Raw genomic sequence first — 20,559 nt, forward strand, 5'->3', positions numbered from 1 at the left:
GTCGAGGGGGAGAACAGCATGACTATTTCCGCTCAGGTTATCGATACTATCGTCGAGTGGATCGACGACAATCTTCATCAGCCGCTGCGCATTGAAGAGATTGCACGCCACGCCGGGTACTCCAAATGGCATCTCCAGCGCTTATTTATGCAATACAAAGGCGAAAGCCTGGGGCGCTATATCCGCGAGCGCAAATTGCTGCTGGCGGCGCGCGATCTGCGCGAGTCGGACGAGCGCGTGTACGATATCTGTCTGCGCTATGGGTTTGATTCTCAGCAGACCTTTACGCGTATCTTTACCCGCACGTTTAATCAGCCGCCGGGGGCGTATCGCAAGGAAAATCACAGTCGGACGCACTGAGTTATTTCTCTCTACCCTGGGGGAGGGATCCCCAGTAATAATCGTTGCACGAAACCGTCCCCTCTCCCCAGCCTTCAGGAAACGACTCAGCGATTTACAGCCGGACCAGAGCATCGCTGTAAGTACTTAATTCTACTGAAACAATGTAAATCGCTTTTGTAGGCAAATTTTCTGGGGAACTCTCATCCCCTCTGGGTGAGGATGAGGACCCCAGACCGCACAATTTACCAGCTATAATTCACCGTCGCCGTCATCGTCCGGCCAATGCCGTAGAAGCACGCGGTATCGCTGGCGCAGGACGCTACGTATTTCGTATCCGCCACGTTATTGACGTTGAACTGAACGCTCGCGCCTTTCAGGCTGACGTTTAGCTCACCCAGCTCATAGCTCACCATTGCGTCATACAGATCCACCGACCCCACTTTAAAGGTGTTTTTCGCATCGCCGTAGCTGGTGCCGATATAGCGCATGCCTACGCCTGCGGTCAGGCTTTTCAACGCGCCACCCGGAACGGTATAGCTGGCGAACGCAGAGGCCATATGCGCCGGAATACGCGCTGGCGTTTTGCCTTCGGTTCCCGCTACCGTGGTGCTCTTGGTCGTGGCATCGATATAGGTATACGAGCCTATCAGGTTGATGTTATCCATCACCGTAGAGTGAATCTCAGCTTCTACCCCTTTGGACTGCACTTTACCCGCATTTTCAAACCAGCCTTCGGCGCTGTTGTAGGTCGTCACGTTGTCCTGGGTTAAATCGTACAGTGCTAACGTCATCAGCGTGGAATCGACCGGCTGATACTTCAGGCCGATTTCCGTTTGCTCGCCGGTGGTTGGCTTAAACGGTGCCACGCCAGGTGCGCGGTTGGTTTGCAGGCTTGGCTCGAACGAGGTGCTGTAGCTGATATACGGTGACAGGCCAAAGTCGAACGCGTACAGCAGGCCGGTACGCCAGGTGAATTTGTTATCGTTCTGCTGGGTAAAGCTGTCGTCGGTAAAGTCATTGGTGCGCACTTCGCTCCAGTCGTAGCGCCCGGAAACCAGCCATTCCCAGCTGTTCCAGCTCATCTGATCCTGCAAATACAGGCCCATCTGATCCAGGTTTTGCTGTTCGTCGGTAGCCGTGCTGAAAGTGCTTTCATCAACGTTGATACCATATACCGGGTTCGTCCAGTCCATGTCGTACTGCGACCCCATACCGCGTTCCAGCAGTTGTTTATCTTTGCTGGTTTTGTAGTCCAGCCCGCCGAGCAACGTATGGCTCACTTCACCGGTATTCAGCAGATATTCCAGCTGGTTATCCAGGCCAAACTCGTTGGTGGTGCGCGCTTCATGCTGAGCGCGGCGCGTCAGCACGGTGCTGTTTGCCGCGCTATTGGCATACACCAGATAACGGTATTTTTGCTTGATGGTGGCGTAACGTGCGTTCTGACGGAAGGTCAGGTTGTCGGCAAACTGATGCTCCAGTTCGTAACCGATCATGGTCTGTTCGCGCCAGGACTGGTTGTAATCCGGATCGCTGACGTTAAAGTCGCGTGGGATGTATTTACCGTCGGCGCTGGTCACTGTGCCGTAAGCCGGCAGGAAGTTACGATATCCCGCGTCCGGATCTTTCTGGTAGCTGGTCAGCAGCGTAAAGCGGGTCTGATCGTTCGGATACCAGGTGATCGCCGGGGCAATCGCCATGCGCGTCTCTTTATAATCTTCAACCTGGTTATGCTGCGTGCGGGCGATGCCGTTTACGCGGTACAGCACGCGGCCGTCGTCGCTGAGCGGTCCGCCGAAGTCAAATGCACCTTCTGCCAGGTCGTTATTGCCGGTACGGAACTGTATGTTATGAATCGGTTCGCTGGTCGGGCGCTTGCTGGTCATGCTAATTAGCCCGCCGGGATTAACCTGGCCGAACAACACGGACGCCGGGCCACGCACCAGCTCTACGCGCTCCAGCAGCCACGGATCGACGCTGCCGGTTTGCGAAGAGGCGGTCGCGCCAAAGCTTAGGCCGTCGAGGTATTTCGGCACGTAGCTAAAGCCGCGCACAAACACTTCGTCATTACGGTTGGACGATCCGCGATATTCGGTAAACACGCCCGCCGAATAGCGCAGTGCCTGTGACACGGATGTGACATCAAGCTGCTCCATTTGATCGCGGGTAATGACGGAAACTGACTGCGGTGTCTTCACGATTTCCGCACTGGTTTTGGTCGCAGACAACGTTTTCGTCGCCACGATGCCTTTCACTGGCGCGGTCGGTTCCTGACTTGCCGTTCCCGTAACCACCATCGTTTCTTCTTTCGTTTGTGCCTGCGCCACCATGCTACCGGCGGCCAGACTCATGACCCAGAGCTGCATTATCTTATTATTTTTAAACATGTTAGTGATATTTCCTTGGTTGCTATCGCCATTAAAACACCTGAATAACTCGCCAGATGATATTGCAAATTATTACCATTTGCATTAGCGTTGGTGGCAAATAATGGTGGGGAATGGGGTTGAATGAAAAGGGCGTGGAGTGGGTTGCTGTTAGGGATAAGTACGCTGCCAGCGATGGCGGCAACGTGCGAACATTCGTCCATTCAGGGCGAGCAACAGGGCAAGTTTGATGCCAGTGGGGAGGTCTGTTTTGTGCTTCCCGCGCTTGGCGAAAACTATGTCTCCGCCACGCTAAAAGGGGTGACGGACGCAAACCTGCTGGACGAGCAAAACCGTCGCATACGCACGCTGATTGAAAACGGCCCTGGCGATGGTGAACACTCCTTGCTGTTTGCGCTTCCGGTACAGCAGAGCACCTCTTTGGTTTTACATGGCGAAGAAGGCCAGCCGTGGCGTTTTGAGTGGCGGATGAAAGAAACCTTGCCACTGCCTCGTACGCAAATTCTTGAGCCAGAAAGCCCCACGCTGCAAAAACTGGCTAAAACGATTGCTGCCGGTGGAGAAACAGATGCGTTCTGGCAGACGCAGATTCGGCAGGGAACGCCGATGGTGGAGCCGTTTGATGCCACGCACAAGCGCGTCACTTTCCTGTGGCGCGGCGCACGCAACAACGTGTTTATTCTGGGCTCACCCGCGGGCGATCATGATCCCCTGTTTCGCCTGGGCAATACCGACGTGTGGTTTCGAAGCTACGTGGTTCCCGCCGATACGATCATGCAGTACAAACTCGCCCCGGATGTGCCTCGCGTGGAGGGCAGCTCGCGCGATCAACGCCGCGCTATTTTGGTCAGCGCTCAGGCCGATCCGCTCAATCCCAACACCTATGGCGATCAACAGGCCGATCGCTGGAACCGTTACTCGCTGCTCGATCTGAGCCCGATGCGCTACTGCTCGGCGCAGGCGACCTCCCAGTCGCTGGTGCAAGGCACGCTCACGCGGCACAGCATTAGCAGTAAGATTTTGGGTAATTCGCGAGAGGTGATGCTCTATAAACCACGGGGCACGCAGCCCGCACGCTGGACGCTGGTGCTGTTCGACGGGCAGATTTATCAGGATGAGTATCATTTTGCCAACGTGCTCGACGGATTGATTGCCCGTCATCATCTCCCGCCGGTCAACGTGGTGTTTATCGACAGTCTCGATCACGCGCGTCGCGCAAAAGAGTTACCGCCTAACCCCGACTTTGCTGATTTTATGGCGCACGAACTGTTGCCGTGGCTGCGTGGGCAGGGCATGGCGATGCAGCGGCAAAAAACGGTGCTGGCGGGGTCGAGCTACGGGGGAATTGCCTCGTCATGGGTGGCGCTGCGTTATCCACGTCTGTTTGGCAACGTACTGAGCCTGTCGGGATCGTACTGGTGGGCGCCGCAGGGTGAAGCACCGGGCTGGCTGACGCGGCAGTATCAGCAGTCGCCGCCGTATCCGGTTCGCTTTTGGCTACAGGCCGGACGATTTGAAACCAGCGGGCCGAACGGTGGGATCTATCGTAATACGCAGGATTTTGAGCAGGTGCTACGCGATAAGGGCTACCGCGTGAGCTTCCATCCGTGGTCCAGCGGCCACGACTATGCGGCCTGGTGCGAAGCGTTGATCCACGGCATGCGCGATTTAACCGGACTACGCAGCCAGTGAAAACCAGCGGCGCCAGATGAAACGCAGAACGAAAAACTCAACGGCGCCGAGCATCACAAACCACAGGCAGAACAGAATGGTGTAGAGCTGGTTCAGATCCATCAGGTGAAAGGTGGCGACCAGCTTCTGCGCCAGCACCAGCCCAAGGGAAGGGGCCGGGAGCAGCAAACACGAAATCAAAGCCATAAGCAGGATTCCGCCCGCCGTTAACAGCGATTCTAACGGGTGTTTCATATAAATGTTAATCGTCAGTTAAAAAAGTTATTGTCCTGCATCTTGCAACGTAAAGCAATATCCGGCGAATAAAGGGTTATTATTAGAAACGCATTTATTATTTGCCTTTTATTTCTAAAAAATAACCCTAAAAATCGCCAGGATTAAATTACTCTTTCGTACTGTAAATTACTGTCATTATCAGGCAAGTAATTTTACAAACGTATAGGTGCTAAATCCGATTAACGTCGCAATAACAATGGCAACAACTATGTACAAAGCCAGACGCCGTCCGCGATAAATACCCAGCATGCTATCTCCTCGTTTAGTTTTCGTTTAGAAACATTTTGTAAAAATCAATGGTATCAACCAGACAGGAATATATTGCGGGAGAATATTTCCCCCGGCAAGTCTAAAAACAATTTATTAAAGCCAGAAAGGAATTCAGGCTTGCGTCCACCGGAAATTTAAGGAATTGCATTAATGACAAAAAAAATGAATTCGCAAACCCCGTCCTACCACCAGACCGCAGAGCAGGTGCTGGCAAATATGCAGAGTCAGGCTAACGGCCTGGACCGCGCAGAGGCGCAGGCGCGTTTGCAGCAGCACGGGCCAAACGCATTGCCAGAGAAAAAAGGCAAACCGGCCTGGCTACGTTTCCTCGCCCATTTTAACGATGTGTTGATTTATGTTCTGCTCGCGGCCGCGGTATTAACAGCCGTGATGGGGCACTGGGTCGATACGCTGGTGATTCTTGGCGTGGCGGTTATCAACGCATTAATTGGTCACATTCAGGAAAGTAACGCTGAAAAATCCCTGAAGAGCATTCGAAATATGCTGTCCAGCGATGCGCTGGTTATTCGAAATGGCGCTCACGAAACCATCTCAACGAAGGATATTGTCCCTGGAGATATAATTATCCTGCGCGCCGGGGATCGTATTCCGGCGGATATGCGTCTTATCGAAGCGCATAATTTACGCGTTGAAGAAGCGATTCTGACCGGTGAGTCTACGGTGGTGGATAAACATATTCTCCCGCTGACCGGTGAATTATCGCTGGGCGATCGCACGAATATGGTGTTTTCCGGCACTACCGTGAGTGCGGGTGGCGGCATGGGTGTGGTCGTGGCGACGGGCCAGGATACGGAACTGGGTCATATCAACCAGATGATGGCGGGTATCGAAAAACACCGCACGCCGCTGCTGGTGCAGATGGACAAGCTCGGCAAGGCGATCTTTGCCATTATTCTGGCAATGATGGCGGCGCTGTTTGTCTTCAGCATGGTGCTGCGCGACATTCCGATGGGCGAGCTGCTGCTGTCCCTGATTAGCCTGGCGGTGGCCTCCGTACCGGAAGGTCTGCCAGCGATTATCTCCATTATCCTGTCGCTCGGCGTACAGGCGATGGCGCAGAAGAAAGCGATTATCCGCAAGCTGCCGACGGTGGAAACGCTGGGCGCAATGACCGTGGTGTGCTCTGACAAAACCGGCACCCTGACCATGAACGAGATGACCGCCAAGGCGATCATCACCGCCGACTGCTGCTACCGCGTAGAAGGCAACAGCTACGAGCCGGTGGGTGATATTTATCTGGAAGGCAGCGACGAGCCGGTACAGATCCAGCCGGGTACGGTTCTGGAGCAGTACCTGCGCACCATCGATTTGTGTAACGACAGCCAGATGATTCAGGACGAGCGCGGCCTGTGGGGCATTACCGGTGGGCCAACCGAAGGTGCGCTGAAGGTGCTCGCCGCCAAAGCGAACCTTGCGCCGCTGGCGACCGCGCTCATCAACAAAATCCCGTTCGACTCGCAGTATAAGTACATGAGCACTCACCACCGCATCGGTGACGAGGAGCAGATTCTGATTACCGGCGCGCCGGACGTGATTTTCAACCTATGCGCCCAGCAGCTGACCCGTGACGGTGCGAGCACCTTTGACCGCGCGTACTGGGAAGCCGAGATGGAGCGCTACGCAAGCCAGGGCTTGCGAATGGTCGCCGCTGCGTTTAAACCCGCATCAGGTGAGCAAACGCTGACTCACGACGATCTGCAAAACGGCCTGATCTTCCTTGGCATTGCCGGAATGATGGATCCACCGCGTCCGGAAGCCATCGACGCTATCCACGCCTGTCAGCAGGCCGGGATCCGCGTGAAGATGATCACCGGTGACCACCCGCAGACCGCCATGAGCATTGGCCAGATGTTGGGTATTACTAACAGCGCGCAGGCGGTCACCGGCTATCAGCTGGAGAAAATGGACGATGCGGAGCTGGCGAATGCGGCAGTTGAGTTTGATATTTTCGCCCGTACCAGCCCAGAGCATAAGCTGCGCCTGGTCAAAGCGTTGCAGGACAAAGGCGAAATTGTCGGTATGACCGGCGATGGCGTTAACGATGCGCCCGCGCTGCGTCAGGCGGATGTCGGTATCGCGATGGGTATCAAAGGCACCGAGGTGACCAAAGAGGCCGCCGACATGGTGCTGACGGACGATAACTTCGCCACCATCGCTGGCGCGGTAAAAGAGGGGCGTCGCGTTTACGACAACCTCAAGAAAACCATCCTGTTCATTATGCCAACCAACCTGGCGCAGGGCCTGCTGATTGTGATTGCGCTGCTGGCGGGGAACATCATTCCGCTGACGCCAGTGCTGATTTTATGGATGAACATGGCGACGTCCGCCACGCTCTCCTTCGGCCTGGCCTTTGAAGCCGCCGAGCGTAATATCATGAAGCGTCCGCCGCGTGAGACCGGACAGCACGTGATGGATGCCTTCGCCGTGTGGCGAGTGGCCTTCGTGGGAACTATGATTGCGATAGCGGCCTTTGCGCTGGAAGCCTGGCTCGCGCCGCGCGGCCATAGCGCCGAGTTTATCCGTACCGTACTGCTGCAAATGCTGGTCAGCGCCCAGTGGGTGTACATGATCAACTGCCGCAACGCGGATGGGTTCTCTCTGAACCGCGGCCTGCTGGCAAATAAAGGCATCTGGCTGGTGACCGGTGTGCTGCTTCTGCTGCAATTGGCGATTATCTACCTGCCGTTTATGCAGATGCTGTTTGGCACCGAAGCCCTGCCGCTGCGCTACTGGTTTGTGACCCTGGCGATTGCTGGCGTGATGTTCTTTATCGTTGAAATCGAGAAGCGACTGACCCGCAGGTTCCGTAAGACTGCGTAACGAACGTTAACACCTTACCCCTCACCCTAACCCTCTCCCCAAAGGGGAGAGGGGACAGTCTGGTACTCTCCCTCGCCCCTCTGGGGAGAGGGTCGGGGTGAGGGGAAACATTTTCTGAGATAAACGCCATGAAAATTCCTGTCCTGTGCGCGCTCCTCGTCTGTACCCTGCAACCCGCCTTTGCCGCTGCCGTTCCGGTGCGCGTCGCTACCGTCGAACAGGCGATCCACGCCCCCGAGCGCCAGATCCCGGGCCGCATCGAGGCTATCCACACGGTTGAGCTGCGCGCACGCACGGAAGGCGTCATCACCAAAATGCATTTCCGCGACGGGCAAACCGTGAAACAGGGCGACGTGCTGTTTGAGCTTGACGACGCGGAGCCGCGCGCGGCGGTGCGTCTGGCGCAGGCGGAGGTCAACAGCGCCGAGGCCACGCTGCGTCAGGCCCAGCAACAGCTCACCCGTTTTCAGAGCCTCGGCACCAGTAATGCTATCAGCCGCCACGACGTCGATAATGCGCTCATGCAACGCGACGTGGCTCGCGCTGCGCTGGAGCAGGCCAAAGCCCGTCTTGAAGCGCGCAACGTGACGCTCGGATTTACCCGCATCACCTCGCCGATTAATGGGCGTGTCGGGCACAGCCAGTATCACGTTGGCAGCCTGGTGAATCCGTCGAGCGGCGTGCTGGTGGACATTGTGCAACTCGATCCGGTTCGCATCGCCTTTGCGCTGGAAGAGGGGGCGTTTGCGGCCAAGGCCGTTGAACATGCCAATCTCACGGCGCTGAAAGAGGCGTGGATGGCACAGATCCAGAACGGCGATCGGCGTGAAAACGGCACGCTGACCTCGGTGGATAACCGCATCGATCCTCGAACCGCCAGCGTGATGATGCGCGCCGAATTTGCCAATCCGCAGCATCGCCTGCTTCCCGGCGGTAACGTCAACGTGATCCTGCGCCCGCAGGCCGGGCAGGAGACGTTAATGCTCCCGGCGGCAGCGGTTCAGCAAAACGGCGATGGCTTCTTTGCCTGGGTGGTGAATGACGAGAGCAAAGCGGAACGACGTCCGCTGACGGTGGCCGGACAGGTTGGCCAGCAGTTTACGATCAACAGCGGCGTCAAGCCGAACGAGCGCGTGGTCACCGATGGCGCGCAACGGTTGCAGCCCGGCGCTGCCGTTCAGATTTTGCCTTAAGGAGCCATCATGCTGACGTTTTTTATTGAACGCCCGCGTTTCGCGATGGTGATTGCGCTGGTCATCACCCTGCTTGGGGCCATCGCTCTTAGAATCATTCCCGTGGAGCAATATCCGCAGATCACGCCGCCGGTAGTGAACGTGTCGGCCAGTTGGCCGGGGGCCAGCTCGGCTGACGTGGCGGAGGCCATCGCCACGCCACTCGAAACCCAGCTCAACGGCGTGGACCACATGCTGTACATGGAATCGACCAGCTCCGATGAAGGGGCGTACAGCCTGAACATCACCTTTGCCGCAGGCACCGACCCGGATCTGGCGGCTATCGACGTGCAAAACCGCGTGGCGCAAGCCGTAGCCCAGTTGCCCTCCGAAGCACAGCAAAACGGCGTGCAGGTACGTAAGCGCGCCACCAACCTGATGATGGGGGTGAGCCTTTACTCACCGAACGGCACGCATTCTCCGCTGTTCGTCAGTAACTACGCCAGCACGCAGGTGCTGGAGGCGCTCTCGCGTCTGCCCGGTGTCGGGCAAGTGCAGATGTTTGGCGCGCGTGACTACAGCATGCGCATCTGGCTGCGACCGGATCGGATGAACGCGCTCAATGTCACCACGGACGATGTCTCGCAGGCGCTGCGTGAGCAGAACGTGCAGGGCGCGGCGGGGCAGGTTGGCACACCGCCGGTATTTAACGGCCAGCAGCAAACTCTGACCATCAACGGCCTGGGGCGTCTGAATCAGGCCGATGACTTTGGCAATATCATTATTCGCGCCGGAGAGATGGGGCAACTGGTGCGCCTGCAGGATGTCGCCACCATCGAACTGGGCTCGCGCAGCTACAGTTCAGGCGCACAGCTGAACGGCCACGTTTCTGCCTATATGGGCATTTACCCAACGCCGTCCGCTAACGCTCTGCGCGTCGCAGAGGTCGTACGTGCCGAGCTGGAACGGCTGTCATCGCGATTCCCGGACGATTTGAAATATGAGGTCAAGTTCGACACGACCGAGTTCGTCGCGGCGACCATCAAAGAGATTGGGGTTTCGCTGGCGCTGACGATGCTGGCCGTGGTGGTGGTGGTCTCGCTGTTCCTGCAAAGCTGGCGTGCCACGCTAATTGTCACCCTGGCGATACCGGTTTCGCTGGTGGGGACCTTCGCGGTGCTCTACGCCCTGGGTTACTCCGCGAATACGCTCAGCCTGTTCGCCATTATTCTGGCGCTCACCATGGTAGTGGATGACGCCATCGTGGTGGTCGAAAACGTCGAAACTCTGATGGCCGAAGGGCAGAGCCGCACTGCCGCCACTGCGCTGGCGCTGCGTCAGATTGCCGGGCCGGTGATTGCCACCACGCTGGTGCTGCTGGCGGTGTTTGTGCCGGTGGCGCTGCTGCCGGGGATTGTGGGCGAGCTGTACCGCCAGTTTGCGGTTACGCTCTCTACTGCCGTCACGCTCTCAAGCCTGGTCGCCCTGACGCTAACTCCTGCGCTGTGCGCTATGCTGCTGCGCCCGCGCACCACGCGTCCGGCGGCGGTGTTCCGCGTGTTCAACCGTGGGCTGGACGCTACGCGTCACACCTATGCCAGGGTCGTCACCGTGTTCAACCTGCGCCCGTGGATTGCGCTGCTTGCTACGGCGGGTGCCGCTGCGGTGGTGGTATTCAGTTTTACCGCCATGCCGAAAGGCTTCCTGCCGCAGGAGGATCAGGGTTACTTCTTCGCCAGCGTGCAACTGCCGGAAGCGGCGTCGCTGGAGCGTACCGAGGCGGTGATGACCACCGCTCGCGCGCTAATCGCCGCCAATCCGGCGGTCGAGGATGTGATTCAGGTCTCTGGTTTTAACATTCTTAACGGGACCAGCGCCTCAAACGGTGGGTTTATCTCGGTAATGCTCAAGGACTGGAGCGAGCGCCCGCCGCTCGACGACGTCATGGGCACCTTGCAGCGCCAGCTGTTGGCCCTGCCGGAAGCGACCATTATGACCTTCGCGCCGCCGACGCTGCCGGGCCTGGGCAACGCGTCGGGCTTTGACCTGCGCATTCAGGCGCAGGCGGGACAAAGCCCGGCGGAACTGGAAGCCGTCACGCGTCAGGTTCTGGCGAAAGCGAATCAGGATCCGCAGCTTAACCGCGTGTTTACGACCTGGAGCAGCAACGTGCCGCAACTGACTTTGACGGTCGATCGCGAGCGCGCGGCCCGGCTCGACGTGCCGGTTTCGCGCATCTTCTCTAGCCTGCAAACCGCTTTCGGCGGTACCCGTGCCGGGGATTTCAGCATCAACAACCGCGTCTACCACGTGGTGATGCAAAACGAGATGCAGTGGCGCGAGCGCGCCGAGCAAATCAGCGACCTGTACGTGCGCAGCAATAATGGCGAGCGGGTGCGCCTGAGCAACCTGGTCACGATTACGCCGACCGTGGGCGCGCCGTTCCTGCAACAATACAACCAGTTCCCGTCGGTATCGGTCAGCGGTATGGCGGCAGAGGGTGTCAGCAGTAGCACGGCGATGGTGGTGATGGGCCAACTGCTGGCAGACAACCTGCCTGATGGTTACGACTATGCGTGGAGCGGCATGTCTTATCAGGAGCAGCAGACCGGCAACCAGGCGATGTGGATCGTGCTGGCGGCGGTAGTCATGGCGTGGCTGTTCCTTGTGGCGCAGTACGAGAGCTGGACGCTGCCCGCGAGCGTGATGCTCTCGGTGCTATTCGCCATCGGTGGGGCGCTGGTCTGGCTATGGATTGCGGGATATGCGAACGACGTGTACGTGCAGATTGGGCTGGTCTTGTTGATCGCCCTGGCGGCGAAAAACGCTATCCTGATCGTGGAATTTGCCCGCGCGCGGCGCATGGAAGGGATGCCGATTATCGATGCCGCCCGCGAAGGGGCGTCGCGCCGCTTCCGCGCGGTGATGATGACCGCCGTCTCGTTTATTATCGGCGTACTGCCGATGATGCTGGCGACCGGCGCGGGTGCGCAGAGCCGCCGTATTATTGGGACCACGGTGTTCAGCGGCATGCTGGTGGCGACCGTGGTGGGCATTGTGTTTATCCCGGCGCTGTTTGTGCTGTTCCAGCGCCTGCGCGAGTGGGGACATAAGCTTACGGACTAGTCGCCCACAGCTCGCAGTGCTTCTGTACCAGGGAGATAAGCGAGCCGCCGTCGGCAATAAAGTCCCGCATCCGCTGCGCCTCGCTTTTGCCCTGTTTCAGCATCAGGGCAATTTCCTGAATCGCGCTCGCACCGCCCAGCTTTTCGGCTGACGGTGCGACGCGCTCCAGCAACCCTTTCAGATCTTCAGCGATGGTTTTCTGCTCGCCGGTATTTACGTCGGTCAGAAGGCCGTCTAAGCCGTAGCGGCAGGCCTGGAACCGATTAAATTTATACAACAGATAGTCCTGTTCCTGATGCTTGTAGGGCCGTTCGGTCAGCAGCCAGTGCGCGGTTGCCTGAATCAGCCCGGCAATATTAATGGCGTGCGACAGCGTTAGCGGGGTATCCATTACCCGCACCTCGACCGTACCAAAATGCGGACTGGGGCGAATATCCCAGTGTACGTCTTTGATGGTTTCGATCATGCTGGTATAGCTCAGGCGGCGAAATAGCCCTTCGAACGCTTGCCAGTTGCTCACCCAGGGCATTTTGCCGTTATCCGGAAATCCTGAGAAAATATTCAGGCGCGATGAAGCAAATTTGGTGTCGCTGCCTTGCATATAGGGTGACGAGGCCGAGAGGGCGATAAAGTGCGGTACAAAACGCGAGAGCCCGTGCAGCAGGTAAATGGCATCGTCACCGTTTCGACAACCCACATGCACGTGCTGACCAAAAACGGTCGCCTGTAATATCAAATAACCGAACAGCTCCAGATTATGGTTGTAGCGCTCATCGTCGCACACCTCCTGGCGCTGCCACTTCTGGAAAGGATGCGTGCCTCCACCGGCAATCTGAATATGCTGCTCCGTTGCCGCGCGCAGAATCGCCTGCTGCATGGCGGAAAACTGCGCCGCCGCCTGATCGATGTTGTGACACACGCCAGTGGCGATTTCGAGCATGCTTTCGGTGATGTCGTGCTTAACCTCACCGGCTTTGATGTCGTTTTTGACGGCGGCAATCAGCGCCGAGGAGTCCTGGCTGAGGTCGTAACCCGGCGGATTCACCACCTGCAGTTCCAGCTCAATGCCGAGAGTAAAAGGATCGGAAGAGTGAAAGTCGGGTAGAGGCATGGCGTGCTCCGTTGTCGTTAATGAGATGAGTATAGACAACAGCGTTGATTCGCCTTTTGCGCGAAGGTGGGCGATGCAACACCGGACGAGACATACCGCGGTCAGGATCTCAACGTGTTCGCTCGCACCGCGCAAATTTATCATCCACACTTAACCCAAAGACGTGGTCTGCGCAGGCAATGTGCATTACACTGCGCGCTGCAAAAATTGTGTTGATGAACGATTAATTAGGCGGTAATGGCGATGAACGGAACAATCACAACCTGGTTTGAAGACAAAGGTTTTGGATTTATCAAAGATGAAAACGGTGATAACCGCTATTTTCATGTGATTAAGGTCGCCAACCCTGATCTGATCAAGAAAGATGCGGCGGTGACCTTTGAACCGACCACCAACAACAAGGGCCTGTCGGCGTTTGCCGTGAAGGTGCTGCCGGAAAACAAATACATCTATATTGCGGGCGAGCGCCTTAAGCTTACCTCGATCAAGTCTTTCGTGGTTTACAGCGAAGAAATTCCAGCCGATACCCGCATCGACAAAGAGAATGCGGTGCTGTCAGTGGGATTATTGATGGGCAACATCAGACCGAAATCAGCCCCGCAACCCGGCGAAATGCGCGCGGTGAAACAACTGGCGATCACCACTTTCCAGGGAACGACGCACATCTTCTCAGAAGATGAGATCGACATCGAAGCCACCGTGAAAATGCTGAAAGTCTGAGTCATTCAGGCTGATTGTGTGCCGAAATCCTGTGCCAGCTATTCGCTGAATTTCGGCTCCCTCACGAACTCCGCCAGCAGCCAGACCATATCATGCAGCAGCCTGGTGAGATCGTTTTCTACGTTAGCAGGCAATTTCCCACCCATCACAGCCTGTGTTAACGCCAGCGCATAATCTACCTGTAACGCCGTTTCCTGCCAGCAATCCGGTACGCAGGAGGACATTTTCTCACCGGCAATAAGCCTTTCCACAAGATATGGCGGGAGATCGGTATCGCAACGTTCCCGCAGGTGTGCGAGCGCCTGAAGCAGGCGTTCACAAAGCGTAGTGCGCGTTGGGCGATCGTCTGTTTCAAGCAACACGCTGACATAGGCGGTGCAGAGTTCGGCCAGTTCGAAGAGATCCGCAGAAGCTGGAAGCGGCATGTGGATCAGATGGTGAACAACGCTTTCTTCAGAGAGCGTTTTAGACATTGCTGGGATAGTAGCCATTTAGCATCCTCCGTATGCAAAAAATTAATCATGTTATGCCAACGGGTTCCTACGCCCGATTGCGGATATGCCGCAATGCACGCACTTTACGGTGGAGATAAAAGGAAGAAAAGCAAGAACTCTGAATTACATAGAGTTATTTGTAGGTTTGCGAGGCTCCTTCCAGAAAGTCCACCCCTTACCCCATTCGGTGCTCGCCCTTTATCATTGCTTCCCGGTCAAATACGCGCTGAATGATCCCCTGAGCCATGAACGCCGCGCGATCGGACATATGCGCAACCACATCTGCATCGTGGCTCACCAGCAGATAGGTCATGCCGTGCTGCTGTTTCAGGCGATTGAGCAGGTTAAGGATCTCCGCCTGCACCGACATATCCAGCGCCGAGGTCGGTTCATCCAACAGCAGAAGCTGAGGGCGAAGCAGCAAGGCGCGGGCAATCGCCACGCGCTGACGCTGGCCGCCGGAGAGCTGATGCGGGTAGCGTTTAGCCGCATCAGGCGCAAGCCCCACCTGCTGCAATGCCTCCGCGACCTTTTCAGCAATCTGCGTTTCACCGTGGATGTTTAACGGTTCTGCCAGCGTGCGCGAGATTGTGTGGTTTGGATGCAGGGATGCCCACGGATCCTGAAACACCATCTGCACGTTACGGCGAAGCTGGCCTGCAAAGCGTCGACCCGGCTGTAGCGCTTCGCCCATTACGGTGATATCGCCGCGCCACTCGCGCTGTAGCCCGGCAAGCACCCGCAGGAGGGTTGATTTGCCGCAGCCGGATTCGCCGATCAGGCTAAAGGTTTCACCTTTCTCGATGGCAAAGCTTGCTGCCGACACTGCCGTTTTTTCACCAAACGTCACCTGTAACTGACTGACTTCAACGAGGGCCATTGTTTGCCTCCTTCCCAGGCTGGGTGCGGTCGAGCGTGGGCAGCATCTGCCCATAGGTGCTGGCATCGGGACGGCAGGTCCACAGCGTGCGGGTGTACGGATGAGTAGCCTGCGGCAGCTGATTCGCCGCCATCTCGTCGACCTTTTCACCCTGATACATCACCAGCACGCGGTCGCAATGTTCCGCCACCAGCGGCAGATCGTGGCTGATCAGCAGCATGGCCATCTGACGTTGTTCGCACTGCTGCACCAGCAGTTCGAGGATTTGGTTACGCAGGCGCGCGTCGAGTGCGGAGGTCGGCTCGTCGGCAATCAGCACCTGCGGATTGTTAATGAGCGCCATGGCGATCATCACGCGCTGGCCCATCCCGCCGGAGAGCTCGCCGGGGTAGCGAGCAAGCGCCGCGTCGTTCAGCCCGACGGCGTGAATGATGTCGCGAACACGCTCCCGACGTTCTTTGCGCGACAGGGAGTGATGCAGCGTGAGGGACTCTTCCAGCTGCGCCGCGACGTTTTTCACCGGATTGAGCGCATAGCGTGGATCCTGAAGTACCATTGCAATACCGTTGCCGCGTAGCGCCTGCCAGCGGCGAGGGCTCAGGGTCAGCAGGTTGTTGCCGAGCACGTTGAGCTGTTTGGCGCTCACGACTCCGGGCTGGCGTACCAGGCCCATCAACGCGCGGGCAGACATGGATTTACCCGAGCCGGATTCCCCCACTAGCGCGAGGCGTTCGTTGCCGAGCGTAAAGCTCAGGTTGTTCACCACGCGTGCGGCGGGATAGTCGATGTTTAGCGCCTCGACGATGACGCGGGGTTCAGTCATGTTGCGGCTCCAGTACATCGCGCAGGCCATCGCCCAGCAAATTAAAGGCCAGGCTGGCGAATAGAATTGCTCCCCCCGGCACGGCGGCAATCCACCACTGATCGAAAATCACCAGCATACCGTCGGCAATCATCGCGCCCCATTCCGCCATCGGGGGACGCGCACCCAGGCCGAGAAAGCCTAGTCCGGCGGCGGCGAGAATAATTCCGGCGAGATCGAGCGCCAGCCGCACGATCGCGGACGGCAGGCACAGCGGCAGAATATGGCCGATCAGCAGCCGGAACCCGCGGATACCCATCATTTCGGCGGCGGCGAGATAATCGCTATGGCGCAGGCGCTGAATCTCACTGCGCGCCTGACGCGCATACGCAGGCCAGGTGGTGAGCGCCAGTGCCAGCGCGCCGTTCACCAGACTGGGGCCAAGCATCGCGACAAAAGCAAATGCCAGAATCAGGCGCGGCATCGACATCACCACGTCGGTAAAACGCATTAAAATCCGCTCCATCCAGCCGCCGTAATAGCCGGACAAAATGCCCACCAGCAGCCCGGCGGGCAGGGTGATGATGGTGACCAGCGCCACTAAGCCCAGCGCCGGACGGCTGCCGTAGATCAGGCGTGAGAGCAGGTCGCGCCCGTAGCTGTCGGTGCCCAGCCAGTGTTGCGCATTTGGCGCTTGTAAACGCGATGCCGCGTCTTGCCAGTTGGGATCGAGTGGGGCAACCCACGGCGCAAAGAGAGCGATGAGCACCAGCAGCGTGATGGCCATCAGCCCGCAACACGCGGCGGGAGAGCGGCGCAGGCGGCGTAAAAATAGATAAAATGGCATCAGCGCACCCTGGGATCGGTCGCCCGCACGAGCAGGTCGGTGAGGTTATTAATTAGCACAAAGCTCACGCCAATCAACAGCGTGCCGCCCATGATGGCGGTGGTATCGCCCGCGAACAGTGCGGTGGTGAGATAGCGACCTATGCCCGGCCAGGAGAAGACCGTCTCCGTCAACACAGCGCCCTCCAGCATGCTGGTGTAAGCCAGGGCAATCACCGTCAGCAAAGTGCTGCGAATGTTTGGCAGAACGTGGCGCAGCAGGATGGTCATCTCCCCGGCACCTTTGGCGCGCGCCAGCAGAATGTACTCTTTGTTCATTTCGCTTAGACACGCCGAGCGCGTCAGGCGGGTGATGCTTGCCAGCGAATAATAGGCCAGCAGCAAAACCGGCAGCACCAGGTGGCTGACGGCGTTTTTAAACGCATCGCGATCGCCTGAAAGCCAGGTATCGATCAGCGCAAAGCCGGTGCGCGGCTCGACGGTGTACTGCCAGATATCATCCAGCCTGCCGGGGCCTGCGCTCCACTGTAGCTTCGCGTAGAACAGCGCCAGCATCAGCAGGCCGAGCCAGAAAATCGGCACCGAATTGCCGAGCAGGGTGAGGGTCCGAATCCCGAGATCCAGCGGCGAACCGGCATAACGGGCGCATAGCACGCCTGCGATCACGCCGATCACGGAGCCGATAATCAGCGCCAGCGTCGCCAGTTCGAGCGTCGCGGGGAATGCATGAAGCAGATCCTGCAACACTGGCTGCCCGGTAGCGCTGGCGGTGCCAAGATCGCCGTGAGCGAGGTTTTGCAGATAGTGCCAGAACTGGACGGGCAGTGACCGATCCAGCCCCAACTGGTGGCGAACCTGATCGTAGGTGGACTGGCTGGCGTGATCGCCAACGATCTGTAGTACGCGGTCGACGGGAGAAAAGGCGGAAAGCGCAAACGTGACGAGCAATAGCCCGAAGAGCGTGAGCAGCAGGGTAAGAAAGCCCTGAAGTACGCGGGTGGAAAGATGTGGCATGGAAAATCGTTATCCTGAAAATTTGCGGGGGAGACCCCTCTCTCCCTGAGGGATCGCCAGTAATAATCGTTGCACGAAACAGTCCCCTCGCTCCTTTGGGGAGAGGGAAAAATCTACTTCGTGACGCGATCGTACCAAACCATATCCGCGTTCAGCCCTTGCTGATATCCCTTCACGTTATCGCGTACCACAATCTGGGTTTTACCCTGATCGACGAACACGTATGGCGAGTTATGCTGTATCTCTTCCTGCATCTTCTTATAAAGACCCAGACGTTTAGCCGGATCCGGCTCTGCCACCGCCGCCAGCGTGGCCTTGGTCATCTCCGGAATCTTCCAGCCGTTCAGCCCCGCCACGGTGCTGGATTTACCATCGTTCCACGCAAAGGCGCTGGCGTTAGAGTGCGCGTCAAAGTAGTCCGGGATCCACAGGCGAATGGCCGCCTGATGCTGCTTCGCACGCACGCGGGCATAGACCTGGCTACCCGCCGCCGGGAGCAGATCGACCTTCACACCACCCTGGGCAAAGCTCGCCTGCATTGACTGGGCGATAGTGATAAACGGCGGTTTGTTCTCCACGTCCAGCGTGAAGTGCGCGTCTTTAATACCCGCTTTAGCGAGGATTTCCTTTGCCTTTGCCGGATCGAACGTGAACGGATTGTCTTCCAGTGCGCCCGGCAGGCCGACCGGCAGGAAGCTCTGATGGACAAAATACTGGCTCTTCAGCAGGTTTTTGGTGATGCCTTCATAGTCCACCAGCCAGCGCGAGGCTTCCCAGAACGCGGGATTGTTCAGCAACGGGTTGGCGCTGTTGCCCGCGTTAAACACCAGATAGTTCTGCTCGGCAGAGGGAATACTCAACACCTTCACGCCCGCTTTGCCTTCCAGGGCGCTGATCTGATCTGCGCCCAGATCGCGGGCCACGTCCGCATCGCCCTGCTGAATCAGCAGGCGGCGAGAAGCCGGGTCTGGCACGTTTTTGATAATGATGCTTTTAAGCGCGGGCGCGCCGCCGGGGGCGGTGTCGTTGGCTTCAAGCACGATAGCCTGATGCGGCTGATAGACGCGCATTTTAAACGCACCGCTGCCCGCAGAGTGCATTTTCAGCCACGCGTTGCCGAAGTCGTTGTCCTTCACGTTGGCGGAAACCAGCTTCTCATCGACGATCGAGGCGATAGGCGTTGAGAGAATATTCAGCGCCACCGCCGGGCTGACGTCGGCCGTCCAACTGAGGGTGAGCGTATGATCGTCTACTTTTTTCAACTGGCTGGCGATGTTGCCAGGCTCCCAGCCTAATACGTTCAGGATGAAGGCGGGAGATTTGTTCAGCGTCACGGCGCGGGTATACGAGAAGATGACGTCTTCCGGGCGCAGCGGGTTGCCGGAGGCAAATTTTGCATCGGGCTTGAGTTTAATCGTCAGGGTTTTTGCTGCCGCGTCGGCTTGCCAACTTTCTGCCAGAATGGGGGTGATTTCTTCAGGGTTATCGCGGTCCGGTTGAACCAGACGCTGATAAAGACTCGGTACGGTCTGAATGCTGGACAGTTCGTTGGCTTCGGCCGGGTCAAGGCTCACGATGTCATCCAGACCCTGAGCGACCACCAGCGTATTAGGCGGAGTAGCGGCATGGGCGGCGGCAGACAGCGCAGCCAGCACCAGTAACGGCAGCAGTTTTTTGGTCATAGCGATCCCTGAAAAAGAATTATTGTGATTGTTTTATGTTCCGCTACGTTAGGCTGAGTCAGAAAATCCGCAAAGTTCAAATTCTGCTTTGCTTATGCCCGCAGGGTATAAGGCATGCCGGTTGGCTATTAGCTCTGCGCTCTTTGCGTCTTCTTTTTAACCTGCTATAACAAAAGCCTTACCTTTCAGGGAGTCACCGCCGTGCCCGAAATCAATCAACATGGTCAGATCGTTAACGATATCGTCCCAGACTGGAAGGGCGCGCGAGTCCTGACCCGCACGCCGCTCAACGGACGCTTCTGCCGCCTGGAGCCGCTGGATGCCCATCGCCACGCCGCCGATCTGTTTGAAGCCTACGCGCTGGGCGACGACAGCGACTGGACGTGGCTTGCCAGCACCCAGCCCGAAAGCGTTGAGGCGACCACCCACTGGGTTATCGTAAAAGCCATGGACGATGAACTGGTGCCGTATGCCGTTATCGATCTGCGTACCGAGCGCGCGGTCGGCCTGGTGAGCTATATGGCGAACGAGCGCCAACTGGGATCGGTAGAAATCGGCCACGTGACCTGGTCGCGCAAAATGAAAAATACCGCGATGGGAACAGAGGCCGTCTGGCTGTTGCTGAAAAATGCCTTCGAGCACGGGTACCGCAGGCTGGAGTGGAAGTGCGATTCGATGAACATTGCCTCGCGCCGTGCGGCTGAGCGGCTCGGGTTCACCTGGGAGGGCTGTCTGCGCCAGAAGCTGGTGCGTAAAGGACGCACCCGCGACAGCGATATGCTTTCTATTATCGATGGCGAATGGCCAGAGCGCGACGCGTCGCTCCGAGCCTGGCTGGCGGTGGAGAATTTCGACGGGGCAGGGCGGCAGATCCAAAAGCTCGAGGCCTTCCGATGAAGGCCTG

The 20,559-nt window shown here is 57.7% G+C and carries 16 protein-coding genes; 7 read left to right on the forward strand and 9 right to left on the reverse strand.

Annotated elements, in window-relative coordinates; translation table 11 throughout:
- The first annotated feature begins 18 nt into the window (after positions 1–18).
- Complete coding sequence (locus AC6EMZ_RS01340) at positions 19–360, forward strand: RamA family antibiotic efflux transcriptional regulator (RefSeq protein WP_020885132.1); 342 nt, start codon at positions 19–21, stop codon at positions 358–360.
- 224 nt (positions 361–584) lie between these two features.
- Here AC6EMZ_RS01340 and AC6EMZ_RS01345 read toward each other — a convergent pair whose 3' ends face one another.
- Positions 585–2,729: a TonB-dependent siderophore receptor gene (locus AC6EMZ_RS01345; protein WP_498400596.1), complete on the reverse strand. Its 2,145-nt coding sequence runs from the start codon at positions 2,727–2,729 to the stop codon at positions 585–587.
- Positions 2,730–2,852: 123 nt separating this feature from the next.
- Between AC6EMZ_RS01345 and AC6EMZ_RS01350 the strand changes: the two genes are divergently transcribed.
- Positions 2,853–4,421 carry an alpha/beta hydrolase-fold protein gene (locus tag AC6EMZ_RS01350; RefSeq protein ID WP_498400597.1) on the forward strand — a complete coding sequence of 523 codons (1,569 nt, stop codon included), beginning with the start codon at positions 2,853–2,855 and terminating at the stop codon, positions 4,419–4,421.
- Here the strand turns inward: AC6EMZ_RS01350 and AC6EMZ_RS01355 are convergent.
- The gene (locus AC6EMZ_RS01355; protein ID WP_498400598.1) at positions 4,407–4,655 is read right to left on the reverse strand and encodes a DUF1158 domain-containing protein; all 249 of its coding nucleotides are present in this window, start codon (positions 4,653–4,655) and stop codon (positions 4,407–4,409) included. The two genes, AC6EMZ_RS01350 and AC6EMZ_RS01355, sit on opposite strands and share 15 nt — an antisense overlap.
- A 462-nt stretch (positions 4,656–5,117) precedes the next feature.
- On the opposite strand from AC6EMZ_RS01355, the gene AC6EMZ_RS01360 reads away from it, so the two are divergent.
- The 3 genes from AC6EMZ_RS01360 to AC6EMZ_RS01370 all read left to right on the forward strand — a co-directional run bounded on the left by AC6EMZ_RS01360 (position 5,118) and on the right by AC6EMZ_RS01370 (position 12,106).
- Positions 5,118–7,808 carry a cation-transporting P-type ATPase gene (locus AC6EMZ_RS01360; RefSeq protein ID WP_498400599.1) on the forward strand — a complete coding sequence of 897 codons (2,691 nt, stop codon included), beginning with the start codon at positions 5,118–5,120 and terminating at the stop codon, positions 7,806–7,808.
- Positions 7,809–7,936: 128 nt separating this feature from the next.
- Positions 7,937–9,001, forward strand: coding sequence for an efflux RND transporter periplasmic adaptor subunit (locus AC6EMZ_RS01365; protein ID WP_498400601.1), 1,065 nt, complete (start codon positions 7,937–7,939; stop codon positions 8,999–9,001).
- A 9-nt stretch (positions 9,002–9,010) separates the two neighbouring features.
- The gene (locus tag AC6EMZ_RS01370) at positions 9,011–12,106 is read left to right on the forward strand and encodes an efflux RND transporter permease subunit (RefSeq protein ID WP_498400602.1); all 3,096 of its coding nucleotides are present in this window, start codon (positions 9,011–9,013) and stop codon (positions 12,104–12,106) included.
- Here the strand turns inward: AC6EMZ_RS01370 and AC6EMZ_RS01375 are convergent.
- Entirely contained in the window at positions 12,096–13,217 is a 1,122-nt protein-coding gene (locus tag AC6EMZ_RS01375; RefSeq protein ID WP_498400603.1) for a YbdK family carboxylate-amine ligase, read from the reverse strand. The two genes, AC6EMZ_RS01370 and AC6EMZ_RS01375, sit on opposite strands and share 11 nt — an antisense overlap.
- Positions 13,218–13,454: 237 nt before the next feature.
- Here AC6EMZ_RS01375 and AC6EMZ_RS01380 point away from each other — a divergent pair, with 237 nt between their 5' ends.
- Positions 13,455–13,937, forward strand: a complete 483-nt coding sequence (locus AC6EMZ_RS01380; RefSeq protein ID WP_498400604.1) for a cold-shock protein — start codon at positions 13,455–13,457, stop codon at positions 13,935–13,937.
- A 38-nt stretch (positions 13,938–13,975) separates the two neighbouring features.
- Here the strand turns inward: AC6EMZ_RS01380 and AC6EMZ_RS01385 are convergent, their stop codons facing one another.
- The 6 genes from AC6EMZ_RS01385 to AC6EMZ_RS01410 form a co-directional block, all read right to left on the reverse strand.
- Positions 13,976–14,428, reverse strand: coding sequence for a hypothetical protein (locus AC6EMZ_RS01385; RefSeq protein WP_498400605.1), 453 nt, complete (start codon positions 14,426–14,428; stop codon positions 13,976–13,978).
- A 178-nt stretch (positions 14,429–14,606) separates the two neighbouring features.
- A complete protein-coding gene (locus AC6EMZ_RS01390; RefSeq protein WP_498400606.1) occupies positions 14,607–15,311 on the reverse strand; it encodes an ABC transporter ATP-binding protein in 705 nt (234 codons plus the stop codon).
- Positions 15,298–16,134 (reverse strand): ABC transporter ATP-binding protein, encoded by an 837-nt coding sequence (locus AC6EMZ_RS01395; protein ID WP_498400607.1) that lies wholly within the window; start codon positions 16,132–16,134, stop codon positions 15,298–15,300. Before AC6EMZ_RS01395 ends, AC6EMZ_RS01390 begins: the two co-directional genes overlap by 14 nt.
- A complete protein-coding gene (locus tag AC6EMZ_RS01400; protein WP_498400608.1) occupies positions 16,127–16,960 on the reverse strand; it encodes an ABC transporter permease in 834 nt (277 codons plus the stop codon). The genes AC6EMZ_RS01395 and AC6EMZ_RS01400 overlap by 8 nt, the downstream gene beginning before the upstream one ends.
- Positions 16,960–17,973, reverse strand: a complete 1,014-nt coding sequence (locus AC6EMZ_RS01405) for an ABC transporter permease (RefSeq protein ID WP_498400609.1) — start codon at positions 17,971–17,973, stop codon at positions 16,960–16,962. Before AC6EMZ_RS01405 ends, AC6EMZ_RS01400 begins: the two co-directional genes overlap by 1 nt.
- Positions 17,974–18,086: 113 nt before the next feature.
- Positions 18,087–19,655, reverse strand: coding sequence for an ABC transporter substrate-binding protein (locus AC6EMZ_RS01410; RefSeq protein WP_498400610.1), 1,569 nt, complete (start codon positions 19,653–19,655; stop codon positions 18,087–18,089).
- A 201-nt stretch (positions 19,656–19,856) separates the two neighbouring features.
- Between AC6EMZ_RS01410 and AC6EMZ_RS01415 the strand changes: the two genes are divergently transcribed.
- Positions 19,857–20,552, forward strand: a complete 696-nt coding sequence (locus tag AC6EMZ_RS01415) for a GNAT family N-acetyltransferase (protein ID WP_498400611.1) — start codon at positions 19,857–19,859, stop codon at positions 20,550–20,552.
- Positions 20,553–20,559: the final 7 nt, after the last annotated feature.

This window comes from Enterobacter sp. SCRI0065, assembly GCF_059766475.1.